This is a genomic window from Formosa sp. Hel1_31_208 (assembly GCF_900104785.1).
GTDB lineage: Bacteria > Bacteroidota > Bacteroidia > Flavobacteriales > Flavobacteriaceae > Psychroserpens.
Map to the genome: position 1 here is coordinate 2,684,294 of NZ_LT629733.1, position 19,155 is coordinate 2,703,448.

Below are 19,155 nucleotides of genomic sequence, written 5' to 3' on the forward strand. Positions count from 1 at the left end.
ATTATTCTTTTTCAGTTTTTAGCCAATTACTATTAAATTCACAAGCTTTATAATCGTCGTTTATTTTGACATAAGTATCGAAAATCTTTTCTTCTTGCCATTTTTCGATCTCTTTAAATTGCTTGTCTTGCAAGGCTAAATTTTTAATTTTTAAATAGTCACGGGCAAAATCAGCTTCATGCTCATTAATTCTGTCTGTCACTGTTAAGAGTTTAAACTTAATAGGGTTAATTCTATCTTGATCACGCAGCACTAAACTAATCTCTCCATCTTTCAAGTCTTGAATTTGACCGTATAATTCAGGATCCATCTTTGTTAATTCCAAACTCGAATCTTGAGTATATGGGTTTATTAACTGGCCACCTTCAAATTTAGTTTCCTCTTCATCGCTAAATTCACGTGCAGCATCTGCAAAACTTAAGTCTCCTGCTATAATGCGCTCTCTAACTCTAGTAATTTCATCACTCGCTTCTTTTATGGCATCTTCGGTCATTTCTGGGCGTAACAAGATATGTCTGATATCATATTCTTGACCTCTAACCTTTTCTAACAAGATTATATGGTATCCAAAATCAGTTTCAAAAGGATCAGAAATCTCTCCTTCTTGCAATGAAAAAGCTACATCACGAAATTCTTTTACCATTTGCGGACGTTTTCTATTGAGTGTGTAAGCACCACCTTTACTTCGTGCTGCAGTATCATCAGAATAGAATACAGCTTTAGTAGTAAAACTTGCACCATTTTCAATCACATCAGCCTTAAATTCTTTAAGACGGTCTATAACCACTTGTTTTGCCTCTTCCGTCACCTCGGGAATGACAATAATTTGAGCTACTTTAAGTTCTGTTCCAAATATTGGACGTTCTTCTTTGGGTATACTATTAAAATATTCTCTAACTTCTTCGGGTGTTACTTCAACTTCTTCTACAATTTTTCGTTGCATATCGCCTGCTAACTTCTGATACTTGTTGATCTCAAACATCTCTTCACGAAGACTTTGCTCACTATCTTTATTATAGAAATCTAACAGTTCTTGCATAGAACCACCCTTTTCTTCTAAAAAGGCTGATATCTGTTGCTCGATATTCGACCGAATCTCAAGTTCATTAACAACAATACTATCTTGAATAGCATGGTGTGCGTAAAGTTTATCCTCTAGTAATTTTCCGAAGAGCTGGCATCTCGTAATATCTTTTATAGAGACACCTCTTGCCTGTAATTGGATATATTCTTTGTCAATATCAGAATCTAAAACCACAAAATCGCCAACAACAGCTGCAACACCATCTACTTTTTTGCGATCATTTTGAGTTGAATCCATTTGCTTTTTGGACGTATCTATTACATCCTGAATAATTTCTTGGGCTCCGGCAACATTAATCGCCATTACGCCTAGAACTAAGCTTGTAATAACGGACTTAGTTATAAATTTCAAATTGTTTGTTCTTAATTGCATCTTTGGTAATATCTTTTTCAAGTTGTTTAATTAACTCTAACTTTCTTTTGTTAATTACAATTTGTTTAATCGTAGGTTTTACGTACTCTAAAGGCGCTAAATCATTTTGTGATAACACGTCTTTTATTTGCATCAAATATAGGTCTAATGAATCTTTGAGCTGTATATAATTAGATTTTTTTAACAGTTCTTTTTTGTTTTCAGAATTGAGAACACTAATTTTCTCGGTAATTTGCGAAGCTTGTATCCATATGGAATCGTTAAGCGAATAACTTTTAAACTGGACTGAAATAGAATCTAAAAAACGTTGATCTTCTGCATCAAATCGCTTAAAGCGGGTTTTAATTTCTGCCTCATTTATCGCATTTTGAGGTATGGTAATATACCTAAATTTAACGAGTTCCTCATTTAGTTTAAAGGTTTCTTGATTAGCATCATAAACCGCTTTAGCTTGAGTTTCACTTACTAAGGTATCAATACTTTTTTTAACCAAAGCGTCTAAATACGCTTTGGTGTACAAGTCATTTTTATATTGAACAACCAATCTGTCAAAATCTACTTGTTTATTCTCAGGCAAGTTGAGTTCTGCGCCATCTAACAATAATTGTTGTGTTGCCCATCTATTGATATAACTGCTAACAATTTGTGTGCTATCTTGTGCATCAGTACCTTCAGCTACGAGATCATATATATCCTCTTCATATAAAAACGTCTCGCCTACTCTAGCAATTGGGTTTCTATCGTCTGTTGGTTTAAAAAAATCACAGGCGAATACCGTAAAAATACAGCAAATGTATACCGAGATACGTTTCACATTAATTGTTTTGAATTTGTTTCTTAACACGGTTTAAAACCGTTGGATCAACCTTAACATCATATCGCTCATTAAGCTTTATTACCCAATTTTCTTCAATAAAATTTTGATAGTCACTAACTACTTTTCCTCTTGCTTCTTCCAATGTTTTGAAACCCGCAGGCAATAACGATTTTACAATGATAACATGAAAAGCATCATTGTGATTATAGATTTGTGAGATACCTTCTTTAAACTTAAAATTTTCTGGAAGTGAGGGATGTCCCTGCTCAAAAATTCCGGCTGTAGAAATGATATTTAATTCACCTTTTATGTTCATTGTCGACATGATATCCTCTACGGAAATACCTTTTTCAAAAGACTGTTTTACCTTTTCAACATTCGTTTTAGAAGCTGAAGACATTATTACCATATCAGCTCTGTCTTGCCAAACGTATTTATCTTTATTATTTTTATAGAAAGATTCTAATCCCAGTGTGTCTTTTGTTGCAGCATTCCATACTTCCTTCTCCATAAGATCAAATAGCAATAATCCATCTCTATATTCTTTTAAGACAAACGCAAAGTCTTCATTTTCGAATTCCAAATTATCTTCATGATACTTTAAAACCTGAGTTTCAAAAAAGATGTCTAATTCCTTATCAACAACGACATCAAGAGGTAAATTTTTCTTAAAATAATTACGTTGATTTTTCATTAATTGCATCATGAACTCTTTGTTTCGCACCGAACGATTGCCTAAAGTCATTATAATTCCATCTGAGTTAAAATCTTCAGTGACTTTCCATGCTTGATTAAAATAAGCATCGCTCATTATTGTCTTAAAATAGGCAACAGTATCTTTATTAACTTTCGCGGTGTACTTCGATGCCAATTGTTTAGCTAAGGCAGAGTTAATAAGTTTAGAACGTGAATCACGTTTGACTTTATTTTGTAATTCTACTTTCATTTCTTCAAAAGGACGAAGTCCCTTTTTACGAATGAGTTTTATGATATGCCATCCGTAATCCGATTGAAATGGTTGTGAGATATCTCCTGAATTTTCTAAAGAAAAGGCAACATCTTCAAAAACTTTAGAACTTAATTGACCTCCAGTAAATAGTGCCAATTCACCACCTTTTGATGAAGAACTCTTATCATCTGAAAACTGCTTTGCGAGAGATTGAAATTTTTCGCCTTGTTGAATTTTTTGATAAATCTGTTTGATTCTGTTTTCAGGATTTGTTGTACTGTCTTTTTGGTTTTGAGACACCATTATATGAGCAACAGTAACCTCTCCTAATGCTTTACGTTTATCAAAAACCTTCACAATATGATAGCCAAACCTCGTTCTAAAAGGCATAGACACCTCTCCTACCGGAGTTTCGAAAGCGACTGTTTCAAAAGGATACACCATTTTAAAACCTCCAAAATAGCCTAAATCTTCGGCAAAAATTGTTTGGCCGTTATGAACCTCTTTCTGAACAGCTTCATATCCTTCATTAATAACACGTTGACGTAATTTTAGCATGCGATTATAAACTACTAATGTGTCTGTTTCATTTTCGTCAATACGAATCAAAATATGCGATGCCTTAACATCATTAATAGTTCGTTCATAGGCTTCCTTCACCAGAGCATCGGTAACCTTACTATCTGCCATAAAGTTCTTTGTAAGCTGATTTTTATAATTATTAAATTCTTTTATGTACTTAGAATCTTTATCTAACCCTAAACGACGAGCTTCTTTCACTTTAAGTTGATAATTGATGAAAAGATCTAAATAGGCATCCACATCTTTTTGGCTTTCATCTTGAACTAAGTCTAAATTTTTATTGTATACTCTGATAAACTCTGAAGCCATTACTGGGTCTCCATCTACTGTGAATATTACATCATTGTTTTTCACCTGAGCCTGAGAAAAACAAGTCATAAAGAATAAAATCGCGGTAATTGATACTTTCATGTCTTTAATTTTATATTTCATTGGTTGTAATGTCTGCAACATTAAATCATTGGATTCTCGCTGAAGCAATTTATTTTAGTCTTATCATAATTGACGGTGACAATTTCAGCAAAAATAACACAATATCTACATAAAACAAGTTGCTTTTTGTAAACGCTTTAAGGGATTCTTTAGTATGAGAATTACTGGTTAAAAATAAGAGAAAATCACAAGTGGAATTATCACTTCATATGACTTCAAGTTATGAAGTTATAAATACGAAATCATTATAACATCTAACGAGGGTTTCTTAATTATGAATTATGCGACTCTAACGATGTGAATTTTACATTCGATATCCCTAAAGCGAATGAGGTTTAAACAACGCTGATCACACTTGATTTCTGGGTGTTTAACTTAATTTATAAAGATTTCTCTTAGGTAAAGTTTATGGTTTAGATGTTTTAGATGGTAATATCAGAAGATCAGTATTTCAATAAATAGTAAAGAGATGTCCAAAATAACATCCTTTATATACCATTAATCTAAAATTATGGTGATTGAACATTCAATCGCTATTTTATTTTAAAAAACCATCTATCTTTAAAATTGAATTATCCCTCTAGATTCAAAATGAAATATACTACAGAAATAAAGGTAGATGTACCTCTACATGTGTTCATAAAAAAAATGGACAACATTGAAAACTTAAAACATTGGCAACGTGGCTTGACATCGGTTGAGCACCTCTCAGGTGATCCTGGCGAATTAGGTGCTAAAATGAAGCTGACCTATCAGTTTGGCAAACGTAAAATGGAGCTCATAGAAACGATAACAAAACGCAATTTCCCTAATGAATTTCATGCTAATTACGGTTCTAAGAGTGTGCACAATATTCAGGAAAATTATTTTGAAAGCACGCCTGATGATTTTACAAAATGGACTTCAAAAAGTGAATTTATTCCCTTAAATTTGGTAATGAGAATTATGCTGTTTTTAATGCCTAGCGCATTTAAAAAACAATCATTAAAATATATGAGAGATTTTAAAAATTTTGCTGAACATGGAACATCAGTAACAAATGCGTAAATTAAAATTAATCTGGGACTTTAGAGGTCCTGACGCTTTCAAAATAGCTGAACACCACGAAAAGCATCTTAAGGGTTATGTTTCTCTTGAAAAAACCAATTTAAATATTACTGGCTTTGAACAACTTAACGAGATGCATAGCATCGCTTATATGGTTGTTACAGAGGATGAAATGAGACCCATAAGAGATGCTTTGAAACCGCATCGTGGACAGTTATTTGAAGAGTAACTACCCTTTATTCAACACGTCTATTTAAACCTACAACTCATACAATTAAATAGTCATAAAAAACTACTCAAAACAGCAATTAGAAACTCAGTAAATTATTTTCTTGACATCACTTTAATTGTTTTTCTTAACTTAGATGTATCTCAAACCTTCGTTAGTAATGACTAAGAATGAAATTCTTAAGGAATTGAAAAAAACTAAATGTAATCTACTAGAATAGGTCATAGTGAAAAGCAATCATTGCCTAACCAATAATCTCAAGGAAAGGGAATATGTACAAGTGAGGTTATAAGCAACATTAATAATAAAACCGACTTTATTGATTACTACTAAAAAAGATACTGTGGTAAGTAGAAAATCAAAATAACAACTAACTAAATCAATAATTATGAATCCAATTTTAAAAAATATTTTAGCCATCGTAATTGGTTGGCTCACTGGAAGTGTAATAAATATGGGATTAATAAAACTAGGCCATTTGCTCATGCCTATTGACGGTGTAGATCCAAACAATATGGAAGTCATGGCCGAAGTTATGCCTACTTTAAGTTTTGAGTATTTTATCTTTCCTTTTTTAGCACATGCATTAGGCACTTTTATAGGAGCATTTATTGCTGCCAGAATTGCCAATTATCGTAAAATGGCCTTTGCAATGGCAATAGGTTTTCTCTTCTTACTTGGTGGCATTATGATTAATTACATACTCGCTGGACCAACATGGTTTACAGTCGTTGATCTCTTTTTAGCCTACATTCCAATGGCTTGGATAGGTGGGGAATTAGCGTTGAAACTTTCTAAAAATAAAAAATGAGAAAATTTGCTTTTATTATTTTAACCTCAGCTGTCTTATCGGCATGTGTTTCTAGTGATTCTATTTTTGAATTAAGTCCATCACAAAGTATGTCTATTACCGAAAAAGGACCGGGTCAAGATGCAGCTAATAATCCATATTAAAATGACAAAAGCATAGCTATAGTCAAAAATAATTGTGAAAGTAGTTTTGTAATTCGAGTGCAAAATAAAGGAAAACTAATAGCAGAAATCACATTGAATCCATCACAGAAAAACACGATAGTCCTCGAAAAAGGCAGTGAATTATACTTGGATAGTGAATTGGTATCAAAAGCATGATTAAAATTTAAAAAAGCAAAATAAAAGACACAAAAAAGCACAATGCTTTGTTGTGCTTTTTTAATTTGTATACTATTCTATCTCGAATAATTAGGCGCCTCCTTAGTAATGGTTACATCATGTGGGTGACTTTCATTAATTCCTGACGCCGTGATTTTCACAAAACGACCAGTCTTTTTTAAAGTATCAATATCTTTTGCACCGCAATAGCCCATTCCAGCTCGCAGACCACCAACAAACTGATGAATACTTTCCTCTAATTCACCTTTGTAGGGAACACGACCAACAATGCCCTCAGGCACTAATTTCTTAATATCATCTTCGACATCCTGAAAATAACGATCTTTACTTCCTTGCTTCATAGCTTCAACTGAACCCATGCCACGATAAGACTTGAACTTACGACCTTCGTAAATAATTGTTTCTCCCGGACTCTCCTTTGTTCCAGCCAATAAAGATCCTAACATTACGCAATCCGCACCAGCTGCAATGGCTTTAGGGATATCTCCTGTGTAACGTATCCCACCATCGGCAATTACGGGAACACCAGTACCCTTTATCGCTGCAGCTACTTCTAATACCGCTGAAAACTGCGGAAATCCGACACCCGCGACTACTCTAGTTGTGCAAATTGAACCCGGACCTATACCAACCTTCACTGCATCAGCTCCGGCTTCGACAAGATATTTGGCTGCTTCTGCAGTAGCAATATTACCAACAATCACTTCTAAGTTTGGAAATTTCTTTTTGATTGCTTTTAATACCATAACCACACCTTTTGTATGTCCGTGGGCTGTATCAATAATTACGGCATCAACACCGGCTTTAACTAGTGCAGAAGCTCTATCAACCGCATCACCAGTAACACCTATAGCAGCAGCAACGCGCAACCTTCCATAGGAATCTTTATTAGCATTTGGTTTTTGGGTAACTTTAGTAATATCTCTAAATGTAATAAGTCCAACTAACTTATATTGGTCATCAACAATAAGAAGTTTTTCGATTTTATTTTGTTGTAATATTTTCTCAGCATCTTTTAACGATGTGCCTTTAGCCGAAGTAATCAAATTATCAGAGGTCATAACTTCTACTATTGGTCGATCATTATCGCGTTCAAAACGTAAATCGCGATTAGTAACGATACCAACTAATTTACCATTGTCATCAACAATTGGAATCCCACCAATTTTATGCTCAGCCATATTCTGATTGGCATCACCCACAGTTGCGGTTAAAGGCAAGGTGACTGGATCTATAATCATTCCACTTTCGGCACGTTTCACACGTCTGACTTTATCAGCCTGTTGTTCAATGGTCATGTTTTTATGAAGTACACCAATACCACCTTCTTGAGCCATAGCAATAGCCATTTTACTCTCGGTAACTGTATCCATAGCTGCAGATACCACAGGAATATTGATCGTTATGTTACGTGTGAATTTGGTTTGAATATTTACTTCTCTAGGAAGTACTTCGGAAAATGCTGGAACTAAGAGTACGTCGTCATAGGTGAGACCTTCTCCAACAATTTTGTTTTCGTGTGCTATCATGATGCAATTACAGTTATAATTGCGTGCAAAGATACAATTAAATAACGAATACTAATAAGATTAGAACAAATCTTAGATGTGCTTATTAAGGGTTAGCGGCGACAGAATGGTCGTGATTCTTAAACAAAAGGGCAGCGCCGACAATTGGTCTTACCATTCTTTTTATACTTCTTACAACAAGTCTTCTTTTTATTCATCTCAGAATACAGGATACAGGAGGTAATTATAATAGGCGTTGCTGTTTTGATATGATCCTTTTGCATTATTTTAATTTATTCTAAATAAATACAAAATTACATAAAAAAACTGTCGCTGCTGAAGTCTTTTTACAACTATTTATTAACAGTTCTATTACTCATTTTCATGAGCCGCTGCAATGGTATTTATATCGCGATCAAACAAGTAATGACCAGATTTATCATTACCTATAATATTGAGTTTATCAAGTAACGTCCTAGCCATAGCTTCCTCTTCTAGTTGCTCAGTGACGTACCACTGCATAAAATTATGTACGTTGTAATCCTTATTTTGCAAACACTCATATATCACATGATTGATTTGCTCAGTTACAAACATTTCACTAGTCAAAAACTTTTCGAAAAGCTCATTAAGTCCTTTGTAAGTTGGCTTTGGTTTATCTAATGCTGGAATGATGACATTCCCTCCACGTTCATTAACAAATTTGATAAGTTTAGCCATGTGAACTCGTTCTTCATCAGATTGACTGTAAAAAAAGTCAGCAACACCGTTATAACCCTCAGCATCTGCCCAAGAAGCCATTGCCAAATATTGCAAAGATGCCTGGGCTTCGTATTTTATTTGATTATTTAATAACTGTTCTATGGTTGTATTCATGACTTTTATTTTGTGGTTTTCTTGTACTAAAATAAGCATAATATTCAAGATATGAAGTGTTCTTAATAAATCAAAACAGAGACGGCTAAAAATAATATAGAATCAATACTACTGACTTTCAAATCTTTATAAATTTTATTCTTATTTATTCTAAATAAACTTTGATAAAGTATATTTCATGCTTAAATTTGCACCCGAAAAATCAACTATTTTAAATGAGTCTAAATAAAATGAAATATAAAATCGTATTATTATTCTTACTTTCTATTGGTGTGTCATTTGCACAAAATTCACCGAATACCCAAGCTAAAGATTCCATTCAAAAGCTTGATGAAGTCCTATTAAAAACCAATGTGATTTTCGGTAATAAATACCAAGCTAAAAACAGAACAGGTTCATCATATTACATCTCTCCAAAAGAGCTAGCAAAATTTAATTATACTGATATTAATAGAGCTTTAAGAACCGTACCTGGTGTAAATATTTACGAAGAAGATGGCTTTGGATTAAGACCTAACATTAGTTTAAGAGGTACCTCTCCTGAAAGAAGCGCTAAAATATCCATCATGGAAGATGGGGTGCTTATTGCTCCTGCACCATATAGTGCTCCCGCAGCCTATTATTTCCCATCGGTAGCAAGAATGGAAGCCGTTGAAATTCTAAAAGGTAGTAGTCAAGTACAGTATGGTCCGTTTACAACAGGTGGTGCAATCAATTTAGTGTCTAGCCAAATCCCAAATTCTTTTACAGGACGGGTAAAAGCTAGTACTGGTAGTTTTAATTCTAATCAGTTTCATGCAAAAATTGGCGATAGCAAAGCTAATATTGGCTATAGTATTGAATATCTAAATTTTAATTCGGATGGATTCAAAAATTTACCTGATGGCGGTAATACCGGTTTTGATAAAAATGATCTGGTAGCAAAATTCCGTGTCAATACGAATGCTAATGCGAAAGTACAGCAGGCATTAGATGTAAAATTTCAATATTCGGATGAAATCTCAAACGAAACTTATCTAGGTTTAACGCAAGCCGATTTCAATTCAAACCCCTTTGATCGTTATGCCAGTTCACAAGAGGACACCATGACCAACGATCATATTCAGTTTATGCTCTCACATCAATTAGATATAAGCAAGACACTCAGAATTACGACCACTGGTTACTATAATGGGTTTTCCAGAAATTGGTATAAGCTAGATGATGTAGTATTTAACGGTACAAAAGCAAGTATTGCCTCTATTGTTGGAGATCCTGAAACATTTTCCGATTACATGGCTATTGTCAACGGAAGCGCTAATTCTGATGCTGATGCTCTTTTAGTTAAAGCCAATAATAGGGTTTACGTATCAAAAGGGGTTCAGACAAAACTTGATTACCATTGGTCTGGAGAGCAGGTATTTCATGATCTCGAAGTAGGACTTCGCTATCACTATGACGAAGAAGATCGTATCCAATGGGAAGATGGATACAGCATGACAGATGGTGATATGATTTTAACCACAGACGCACCACTTGGAAGTGATGCGAACAGGATTAGTAGTGCCAATGCTTTTGCAGCTTATGTGCTTTACAAACTGAAATATAAGAACCTGACTTTAACTCCTGGTTTGAGATATGAGAACATTGTTTTAAATCGTGAAAACTTTGGTACCAATGATCCTAACAGAACGGGTAGCAATTTAACTACAAGAGAAAACCAAGTTGATGTATTTATACCAGGTATTGGATTTAACTATAAATTTGATAATGATTTATCTGTTTATGGTGGTATACATAAGGGCTTTTCTCCTCCTAGTAATCAATTAGGTCAAAAACCAGAAGAAAGTGTCAACTACGAATTAGGGACCCGCTTTAGTATGAAAGAAATTAGCGGAGAAGTCGTTGCTTTTTATAACGATTATAGCAACCTCTTAGGTAGTGATCTTGCAGCAACGGGTGGTACTGGCTCCCTAGAACAATTTAATGCAGGCGAAGTTAGTGTTCGCGGTTTAGAATTACTATTAAATTATGATCTCTTAGCTAAAAACTCAAAATTCGCATTACCGATTACTTTTGGCTATACTTTTACAGATACCGAATTCCTAAATAGTTTTGGCAGCTCAGATGATCTTTGGGGAGAAGTAACTAAAGGTGATGAACTGCCATATATTGCAAAACATCAGTTCAATACTACCATTTCACTCGAACACGCATCATTTGAAATACATCTCAATGGTCGTTATAATGGTGCTTTCAGAACAACGGCGGGCACTGAAGCAATAACAGATAGCAATGGCGTAACCTCCAACTTCATATTTGATTTCTCAGGTAAATATCACCTCACAAAGTATTTAAGTCTCACCGGGAATATCATCAATCTCTTAGATGAAACTTATGCGGTTTCAAGGGTTCCAGCTGGATTACGTCCCGGACATCCGTTTGGTGCCTATGCTGGTTTAGAATTGCGATTTTAGAAGTATATTTTATGTGCAGTAAAGAGTCATTATAACAATAATGGCTCTTTTTTTTAATGATAAGTCGTAAAGATTTTTGTCGCTTCATTATAGGCACTCTCAAAACTCATAGCATTAAGATTATTATTCTTTTTTGATGTGAAATAGGATAATAGCTTCTCAGTAGGCATATTACCCGTGAGTTCGTCTTTGGCCATCGGACAGCCGCCAAATCCTTGAATAGCACCATCAAAACGCATACATCCAGCTTTATACGCGGCATCTACTTTTTCAAACCACGTTGTAGGTGTAGTATGTAAATGAGCGCCAAATTCAATTTCTGGATACTTCGGAATTAAGTTAGAGAATAAATAATCAATACTTTCGGGATTTGAACTACCTATAGTATCGCTTAGAGATAAAATTTTTACACCCATGTTACTCAATCGCTCCGTCCACTCTCCTACAATAGCCACATTCCAAGGATCCCCATAAGGGTTTCCAAACCCCATGGAAATATAAACCACCACCTCTTTGCTATGTTTATTGGCGAGTTCTAAAATTTCAGAAAGTGTCACTACGGATTGCGCAATCGTTTTATGCGTATTACGCATTTGAAAATTTTCGGAGATGGAAAACGGATACCCTAAGTAACTAATTTCAGCGTGTTGGCATGCATCATTCGCTCCTCTTGTATTAGCTATAATTGCAAGCAACTTACTTTTGGTAGAACTCAAATCCAATTGTGCCAAGACTTCAGACGTATCAATCATTTGAGGAATCGCTTTAGGCGATACAAAGCTCCCAAAATCAATCGTGTCAAATCCAACCCTTAGTAAGGATTGAATGTATTGCACTTTCCTATCGGTAGGAATAAATTCTTTGATGCCTTGCATAGCATCACGCGGACATTCAATTATTTTGAGTGCTTTATTCATTGCGTCAAAGATAGTGATTAAGATGATTTATTTAAGGCTATTTTTCAGCAGTGAAAATAAAAATGGCAATTCCTACGAACACAACAATCTGTATCCATTTAAAATAATATCCAATATGACTATGCTGTTTTGTGTAATCTGAAATATGTCCAGCTAAGATTGCAATTGCAGAAAATATTAACGCAGAAACAAACATAAAAAGCAGACCTAAAATGTAAAACTGAAAAACAGTATCAAGTGTGGGACTGAACAAAAAGGATGGAAAAAATGCCAAAAAGAAAATTGATACTTTAGGATTAAGAACATTCATAATAAAGCCTTGCTTAAAAAGCTGTGCAACGCTTTTCTTCGGGATTTGGTCTGAATCCAAATCTAATGCAGCATTAGAGCGATAGACTTTGTAAGCTAAAAACAACAAATAGAGCGCTCCAAATAATTTAATCACAAAAAAAACGGTATCATTTTCCTTAATAATTGCCGACACACCGAAAGCCACTAAAGTCGTATGAATTAAACATCCAGAAATTAATCCAGCTACCGTTGCAAGACCATACTTCTTTCCATTGACAATGCTCTGCATGAGCACATAGATATTATCAGGACCAGGCGAAATTGCTAATACTGAAGTCGCAATAACAAATGATATGAGTAGTTCGTAATTCAGTATGTTCAATTTTTCGTAAAAATAATATTAAAAAAAGATTTTGATGCGTGTAAGTAATTAAAATACAAAACATCCTCTAATCAACGACAATTAATTTTAAGCTCGGTTCAAAATGTGGTTTAGCTAATCTGGTTAGAACTTCAAGACGTCTCGACAGCCACAAAAAAAGCAGCTATAAACTGACAAACGAAAGGTGTTTCATCTATATTATTAGGTATTTTATCGGATTTTTAATATGTTTACCATCCTAAAAAACACCTATTTTGTTATGAAACAAATTACACGAATTAAACAACTATGCCTATTTTTAGCATTTAGCTGCGGGATTTTAACACTTTCTGCACAACAAGAAGCAGAATGTGGGACCATAGCAACGCCGGAATCAGAGCGCTATTTGCAAGAGCTTTTACCTCAAATTCAGGAATACGAGCAAGAATTTTACCAATTACAATCTCAAAGAAATACATCAAGTGCTATTAGCTCTGTCCCAATTAAAGCACACATTATTAGAACGGATAGCGGTACAGGTGGCCTAACGGAAAGTGAACTGAACCAGGCTCTATCTATTATGAATAGTTATTATGCCAATGCCTACCTTGAATTCTTTTTGTGTGAGGGAATTAATTATATTGATAGTTCTGAATACTATGACTACACTATTGATGAGCAAGCTGCTCTTACTGGCACTCACAATGTGAATAATGTAATTAATATTTATTTCACCGATGCTGTAACGAGTTCTAGTGGAAATGCCGTTTGCGGTTATGCTTATTTTCCTGGTGGACCAGAAGTTATCTTAATGAATAATTCTTGTGCCATAAACGGTAGTACCTTGTCGCATGAAGTAGGACATTTCTTTGGTTTATCGCACACACATGGCAATAGCAACTCTTCATTAACGAATGAATTAGTAGATGGGTCTAATTGCGATTCAGCTGGTGACTTTGTCTGTGACACACCAGCAGATCCTCAGTTAAGTGGAAGTAATGTTTCTTCCTCTTGTATATATGTAGGTACTGTCTTTGATGCTAATGGTGATTTATTTGTTCCTAATCCGTTTAACATCATGTCGTATTCAAGAAAACAATGTCGAACAGAATTTTCAGCTGGACAATATGCTAGAATTTACGGAGTTTATCAAGCATCAAGAGCTGTAATGGCTTGCCCAACTTTTAATGTAGATATTGCATCTGCCTTTACAAGAGATTGTAGCAACACCCTAGATGTAAGTTTTACAGACAATAGTGTTGGTGCTACCTCATGGGAATGGGATGTTGATGGTGATGATGTTATCGATTACACAACACAAAACCCCACTCACACCTATACAGGTTCGGGAGTATATGATGTGGCATTGACCATTTCTGATGGCTCAAACTCATTAACAAAAGTTTATTCAGAGTATATAGAAGTTGGTGTTGAAGATATCTCAACTAATGAAATTGTATTGACTTTAGTTATGGATGACTATCCGAGTGAAACATCTTGGGTATTGACTGATGGTAGTGGAAATGCAGTATATACAAGTCCGCAATATGTAGAAGGTGTAGATGATTTTCAAACGATTACTGAAAATTTCACAGTCTCAACAAACGAATGCTATACCTTTGAGATTTTAGATAGTTTTGGCGATGGCATCTGCTGCGCTGAAGGATTAGGATCATATACATTAACAACATTTGAAGGCGCTGAAATTGCTACTGGAGGTAATTATGGATTAGGAGAAGTTATTTACATGGCTAATGACGTATTAGGTGTTGATGATTATTTTACTAACAACCCTATTTCGGTTTATCCAAATCCAACAAAAAACACATTGAATATTAAGTTATCAAACCAAAGTAATCTTCCAGATTCCTTTACGATTTACAATGTTCTAGGCCAAGTTATTGCAGAGAAGACAATTACTAGCGCTGAAGATTTGCTTATTTCAGCAGAACGCTTTAGCGATGGTGTTTATTATATCAAAATCTCAAAAGGAACGAGCTCTAATACGATTCCATTTATTAAAAATTAATAGAGATAAATAGGTATACGTTTATAAAAAAAAGCGAATTGATTAATTTCAATTCGCCTTTTTTATGAGTGCTTTGTTGATGTCTTTAATTAATTTCGGACCCTCATAAATAAAACCTGTATAGATTTGAACCAAATCTGCACCTGCTTCCATTTTTTCTATGGCATCAGTAGCGGAATGAATACCACCTACTCCAATAATTGGAAAGGCCTTATTGCTTTTGTCTGCCAAATACTTTATGACTTGAGTTGATTTGTCTTTTATAGGCTGACCACTTAACCCTCCATTTCCAATCTCTTTAAGCCTATCATTGGATGCTTTTAAACCGTTTCGGTCTTTAGATGTATTACTCGCGATAACTCCGTCTAATTTTGTTTCTGAAATAAGCTCTATAATTTCATCCAATTGATGTGTGTTAAGGTCTGGTGCAATTTTCAGCAAAATAGGTTTTTGTACTTCGAAGGTATGATTTGCTTTTTGCACTTCAGAAATGAGCTCTATAAGATAATCTTTATCGTTCAATTTAGCATGACTATCAACATTTGGACAACTCACGTTTAGTACAAAATAATCAACGTACGGATGCAAACCTTTAAAACAATCCAGATAGTCTATGGTGTAATTTTCAGGTTTTGTATCAGTGTTTTTTCCAATATTTCCGCCAATGATTAATTGTCCTTTATTTTTTTTCAGCTCTTCAATCGCAGCCTCTAAACCGTCATTATTAAATCCCATTCGGTTAATTATCCCATAGTCATCTTTCAGTCGGAATAAACGTTTTTTCGGATTACCAACTTGACCTCTTGGCGTAACTGTACCAATTTCAATAAACCCAAAACCAAAATTAGCCAGTTCATTATACAGGACAGCATTCTTATCAAAACCAGCAGCAAGACCTACTGGATTTTTAAAGGTTATACCGAATAATTCTCGTTCTAAACTTTTATCCTTAACCAGGTATAAACTTCTAAATAAGGCCTTCATCCCAGGAATCTTGGACACATTTCGAATTAAAGAAAAGGTGAAATGGTGTACGCTTTCTGGATCAAATTGAAATAGTAAGGGTCGTAATAAAAGCTTGTACATAGGAAATCTTTTCTGTTGCAAAAATACTATAGATTTGATTAAAATCGCTAACTTTCATCCCATAAATCCTTAAAGGATTTTATTTTCCCTCACTCAAACTCTAAATGCAACTATAACAGTATAAGTATATGATTACCAAAGAAGATATTATCAAACGTTTTATTAGTTATGTTACCGTAGATACCGAATCTGATCCAGAAAGTGATACCACTCCGAGTACAGCGAAACAATGGGATCTTGCTAACGCTTTAGTCGATGAGCTAAAGGCTATTGGTTTATCAGATATAAGCATTGATGAGAATGCCTATATCATGGCCACCTTACCTTCTAATGTTGATTATAAGGTACCAACCATTGGTTTTATTTCTCATTTTGATACGACTCCTGATTTTACCGGAGCCAATGTCAAGCCACAAATAATAGACACATACGACGGAAAGGATATTATACTAAATACAAAAGAACAAATTGTTTTGTCGCCAGATTATTTTGAAGACCTTTTACTATATAAAGGACAAACTTTAATAACAACCGACGGTACAACACTTTTAGGAGCAGATGACAAAGCAGGTATCACCGAAATAATCTCGGCAATGGAATATTTGCTACAACACCCAGAGATTAAACATGGTACGATTAGAATTGGGTTTACACCGGACGAAGAGATCGGACGAGGTGCACACAAATTTGATGTTAAAAAATTTGGTGCTGATTGGGCATATACTATGGACGGTAGTCAGATTGGTGAATTGGAATATGAAAATTTTAATGCAGCAAGCGCTAAAGTGACCATAAAAGGAAAAATTGTACATCCTGGATATGCCAAAGGAAAAATGGTTAACTCCATCTATATCGCTACAGAATTCATCAATTCCTTACCACGTATGGAAACTCCTGAGCACACAGAAGGTTATCAAGGTTTTTTCCACCTCCATAATATGAATGGTAAAGTGGAAGAAACTGTCTTACAATATATCATTAGAGATCATGATATGGGACATTTTGAGGCGCGTAAAGAAGTAATGCAAAAACTCACCAATGAAATCAATGCGCAATATGAACGTGAAGTCGTGAGTATCGAGATTAAGGACCAGTACTTTAATATGAAGGAAAAGGTCGTACCTGTAATGCATATTGTAGATATTGCCGAAGAAGCCATGAAACAACTAGGTATTGAACCACTGATAAAGCCAATTAGAGGTGGCACTGATGGTTCTCAGCTGAGTTATATGGGCTTGCCATGTCCAAATATTTTTGCTGGCGGACATAATTTCCATGGACGCTATGAATATGTCCCAGTAGAAAGTATGATTAAAGCTACTGAAGTGATTTGTAAAATTGCTGAGTTGACCGCAGTAAAAGCTAAAAAATAAACTAATACAAATGCAAAAAGTTTATTCTGTAGAGGAATATATTGAGATTAATGCACATTATGCAGATGAACTTTCACTCTTACGAAAGATCATCAATTCTACAGGGTTAGAGGAATCAATAAAGTGGAGTATGCCAACCTACTGTCTTAAAGGCAAAAATGTCCTAGGTATTGGTGCTTTTAAACATCATTTCTGCTTGTGGTTTCATCAAGGAGTATTTCTAAAAGATGAGCATAATCTCTTAATTAATGCTCAAGAAGATAAGACAAAAGCGCTACGTCAAATGCGCTTTGAGAAAAAAGCAGACATCAATGAGCCTGCCGTTTTAGCTTATGTGAAAGAGGCCATAGAAAACCAACGGTTAGGTCGAGAAATAAAGCCTACTCGCAAAATCAAAGACCTACTCATCCCAAGTGAATTAAAAGGTGTTTTAAAATCCAATACAAAACTAAACACAGGTTTTAAAGCCTTAACACCTGGGAAACAACGTGAATACTGCGCCTATATTAGTGAAGCCAAACGCGACGCGACTAAACAATCGCGATTAAAAAAAATAACGCCAATGATTATCAACGGTATTGGACTAAATGACAAGTATAAAAACGGTTAAGTAAACCCAAAAAAAAACTCCGAAATCAAAAATTTCGGAGTTTTTATATTGTATTGTTAGTACTATTTTGTTTTGGCAGGAGCGTTGAGTTTCTTGCTAATTTCCATTGAAAGCGCTGAGCGTTCAAATTTGATTTTTCCTGCAAGTGTTTCAATAACACAGCTGTTGTCTTTATCATTTAAATCAACAATCTTGCCATGCATACCGCTCTTAGTAACCACTTTATCACCGCGTTTTAAACTCGCTGCAAATGCTTTTTCTTGCTTTGCACGTTTCATTTGTGGCGCAATCATAAAGAAGTATACCACCGCAAACATGGCTATAAACGGTAAAAAATTTCCAATTTCTCCCATAAAACTATTCTACTGAACTGATTTTATTGAAGCTGTACCTGCTTTTTTAGCTGGTGCATTAGGATCTGGTTGAACAAAAGCTTTAATCTTTACAACTTCAGAACCTTTTTCGGTGTTTGTTGTTAAGGTAATTGACTTTTGAACTTGATTCGATCCTTTTCCGTTAAATTTCACTGTAAACTCAGCAGACTCACCTGCAGCTAAAGGGTCTCTGTTCCAATCTGATGGTACAGTACAACCACAAGTACTTTTGATATTACTAACAACTAATGGAGTTTTTCCTGTGTTAGTGTATTTGAATTTTGTTTCAACTGGCGTGCCATTGATGATAGTTCCAAAATCGTGTTCGGTTTCTTCAAAAGTGATTACTGGAAAATCTGCAGCACTTGCATCTCTCTCAGCAGCTGCCGCTACGTTATCAGAATTGATCTTACTAGTAGCATCTTCTTTACAAGATGTGAAAGCTACTAAACATAATGCGCTTAACGCTAAAATTGCTTTTTTCATTGTTATAATATTTAAATAATTTTTGATTCGAGAAGCCAAATGTAATAATAATTTCATCCAATTAAAATTTTTAGCCCATATTCAAGTAAAAGATTAACAGTCTATGACTTGTAAACCTTAGAAA

General features: G+C 34.7%; 18 protein-coding genes. 8 read left to right on the forward strand and 10 right to left on the reverse strand.

Annotated elements, in window-relative coordinates; genetic code table 11:
• Nucleotide 1 precedes the first annotated feature (1 nt).
• From BLT57_RS12190 to BLT57_RS12200, 3 genes are read right to left on the reverse strand one after another with little or no spacing between them, the layout of a single operon-like run.
• Nucleotides 2-1,435, reverse strand: coding sequence for a peptidylprolyl isomerase (locus tag BLT57_RS12190; RefSeq protein ID WP_369825376.1), 1,434 nt, complete (start codon nt 1,433-1,435; stop codon nt 2-4).
• Entirely contained in the window at nt 1,419-2,270 is an 852-nt protein-coding gene (locus BLT57_RS12195) for a peptidylprolyl isomerase (RefSeq protein WP_091426797.1), read from the reverse strand. The genes BLT57_RS12190 and BLT57_RS12195 overlap by 17 nt, the downstream gene beginning before the upstream one ends.
• Before the next feature lies 1 nt (nt 2,271).
• Nucleotides 2,272-4,215, reverse strand: coding sequence for a peptidylprolyl isomerase (locus tag BLT57_RS12200; RefSeq protein WP_231928698.1), 1,944 nt, complete (start codon nt 4,213-4,215; stop codon nt 2,272-2,274).
• A 612-nt stretch (nt 4,216-4,827) separates the two neighbouring features.
• Between BLT57_RS12200 and BLT57_RS12205 the strand changes: the two genes are divergently transcribed.
• From BLT57_RS12205 to BLT57_RS14095, 4 genes are all read left to right on the forward strand, one after another.
• Nucleotides 4,828-5,283 (forward strand): SRPBCC family protein, encoded by a 456-nt coding sequence (locus BLT57_RS12205; RefSeq protein ID WP_091426031.1) that lies wholly within the window; start codon nt 4,828-4,830, stop codon nt 5,281-5,283.
• A complete protein-coding gene (locus BLT57_RS12210) occupies nt 5,276-5,512 on the forward strand; it encodes a hypothetical protein (protein ID WP_091426033.1) in 237 nt (78 codons plus the stop codon). The genes BLT57_RS12205 and BLT57_RS12210 overlap by 8 nt, the downstream gene beginning before the upstream one ends.
• A gap of 388 nt (nt 5,513-5,900) precedes the next feature.
• Nucleotides 5,901-6,323 (forward strand): hypothetical protein, encoded by a 423-nt coding sequence (locus BLT57_RS12215; protein WP_091426034.1) that lies wholly within the window; start codon nt 5,901-5,903, stop codon nt 6,321-6,323.
• Nucleotides 6,320-6,466, forward strand: a complete 147-nt coding sequence (locus BLT57_RS14095) for a hypothetical protein (protein ID WP_157717185.1) — start codon at nt 6,320-6,322, stop codon at nt 6,464-6,466. The genes BLT57_RS12215 and BLT57_RS14095 overlap by 4 nt, the downstream gene beginning before the upstream one ends.
• Before the next feature lie 254 nt (nt 6,467-6,720).
• Here BLT57_RS14095 and guaB read toward each other — a convergent pair whose 3' ends face one another.
• Both guaB and BLT57_RS12225 read right to left on the reverse strand, forming a co-directional pair.
• A complete protein-coding gene (gene guaB / locus BLT57_RS12220; protein WP_091426035.1) occupies nt 6,721-8,193 on the reverse strand; it encodes an IMP dehydrogenase in 1,473 nt (490 codons plus the stop codon).
• A gap of 351 nt (nt 8,194-8,544) precedes the next feature.
• Nucleotides 8,545-9,048: a ferritin gene (locus BLT57_RS12225; RefSeq protein ID WP_091426800.1), complete on the reverse strand. Its 504-nt coding sequence runs from the start codon at nt 9,046-9,048 to the stop codon at nt 8,545-8,547.
• A gap of 230 nt (nt 9,049-9,278) precedes the next feature.
• Between BLT57_RS12225 and BLT57_RS12230 the strand changes: the two genes are divergently transcribed.
• Nucleotides 9,279-11,504: a TonB-dependent receptor domain-containing protein gene (locus BLT57_RS12230; protein ID WP_091426802.1), complete on the forward strand. Its 2,226-nt coding sequence runs from the start codon at nt 9,279-9,281 to the stop codon at nt 11,502-11,504.
• Between the two features lie 53 nt (nt 11,505-11,557).
• Here BLT57_RS12230 and BLT57_RS12235 read toward each other — a convergent pair whose 3' ends face one another.
• Nucleotides 11,558-12,421, reverse strand: a complete 864-nt coding sequence (locus BLT57_RS12235; RefSeq protein ID WP_091426037.1) for a hydroxymethylglutaryl-CoA lyase — start codon at nt 12,419-12,421, stop codon at nt 11,558-11,560.
• A gap of 37 nt (nt 12,422-12,458) precedes the next feature.
• A complete protein-coding gene (locus BLT57_RS12240; RefSeq protein ID WP_091426804.1) occupies nt 12,459-13,085 on the reverse strand; it encodes a LysE family translocator in 627 nt (208 codons plus the stop codon).
• Between the two features lie 268 nt (nt 13,086-13,353).
• Here BLT57_RS12240 and BLT57_RS12245 point away from each other — a divergent pair, with 268 nt between their 5' ends.
• On the forward strand, nt 13,354-15,102 hold the full coding sequence (locus BLT57_RS12245) for a zinc-dependent metalloprotease (protein ID WP_172827454.1): 1,749 nt from the start codon (nt 13,354-13,356) through the stop codon (nt 15,100-15,102).
• 48 nt (nt 15,103-15,150) lie between these two features.
• Here the strand turns inward: BLT57_RS12245 and BLT57_RS12250 are convergent, their stop codons facing one another.
• Nucleotides 15,151-16,188, reverse strand: a complete 1,038-nt coding sequence (locus BLT57_RS12250) for a quinone-dependent dihydroorotate dehydrogenase (protein WP_091426040.1) — start codon at nt 16,186-16,188, stop codon at nt 15,151-15,153.
• A 128-nt stretch (nt 16,189-16,316) separates the two neighbouring features.
• Between BLT57_RS12250 and pepT the strand changes: the two genes are divergently transcribed.
• The gene (gene pepT, locus BLT57_RS12255) at nt 16,317-17,561 is read left to right on the forward strand and encodes a peptidase T (protein WP_091426041.1); all 1,245 of its coding nucleotides are present in this window, start codon (nt 16,317-16,319) and stop codon (nt 17,559-17,561) included.
• A gap of 10 nt (nt 17,562-17,571) precedes the next feature.
• On the forward strand, nt 17,572-18,171 hold the full coding sequence (locus BLT57_RS12260) for a YdeI family protein (RefSeq protein ID WP_091426042.1): 600 nt from the start codon (nt 17,572-17,574) through the stop codon (nt 18,169-18,171).
• A 62-nt stretch (nt 18,172-18,233) separates the two neighbouring features.
• Here the strand turns inward: BLT57_RS12260 and yajC are convergent, their stop codons facing one another.
• On the reverse strand, nt 18,234-18,524 hold the full coding sequence (yajC, locus tag BLT57_RS12265) for a preprotein translocase subunit YajC (RefSeq protein WP_091426044.1): 291 nt from the start codon (nt 18,522-18,524) through the stop codon (nt 18,234-18,236).
• 9 nt (nt 18,525-18,533) lie between these two features.
• Nucleotides 18,534-19,031, reverse strand: coding sequence for a DUF1573 domain-containing protein (locus BLT57_RS12270; protein ID WP_091426805.1), 498 nt, complete (start codon nt 19,029-19,031; stop codon nt 18,534-18,536).
• Nucleotides 19,032-19,155 lie beyond the last annotated feature (124 nt).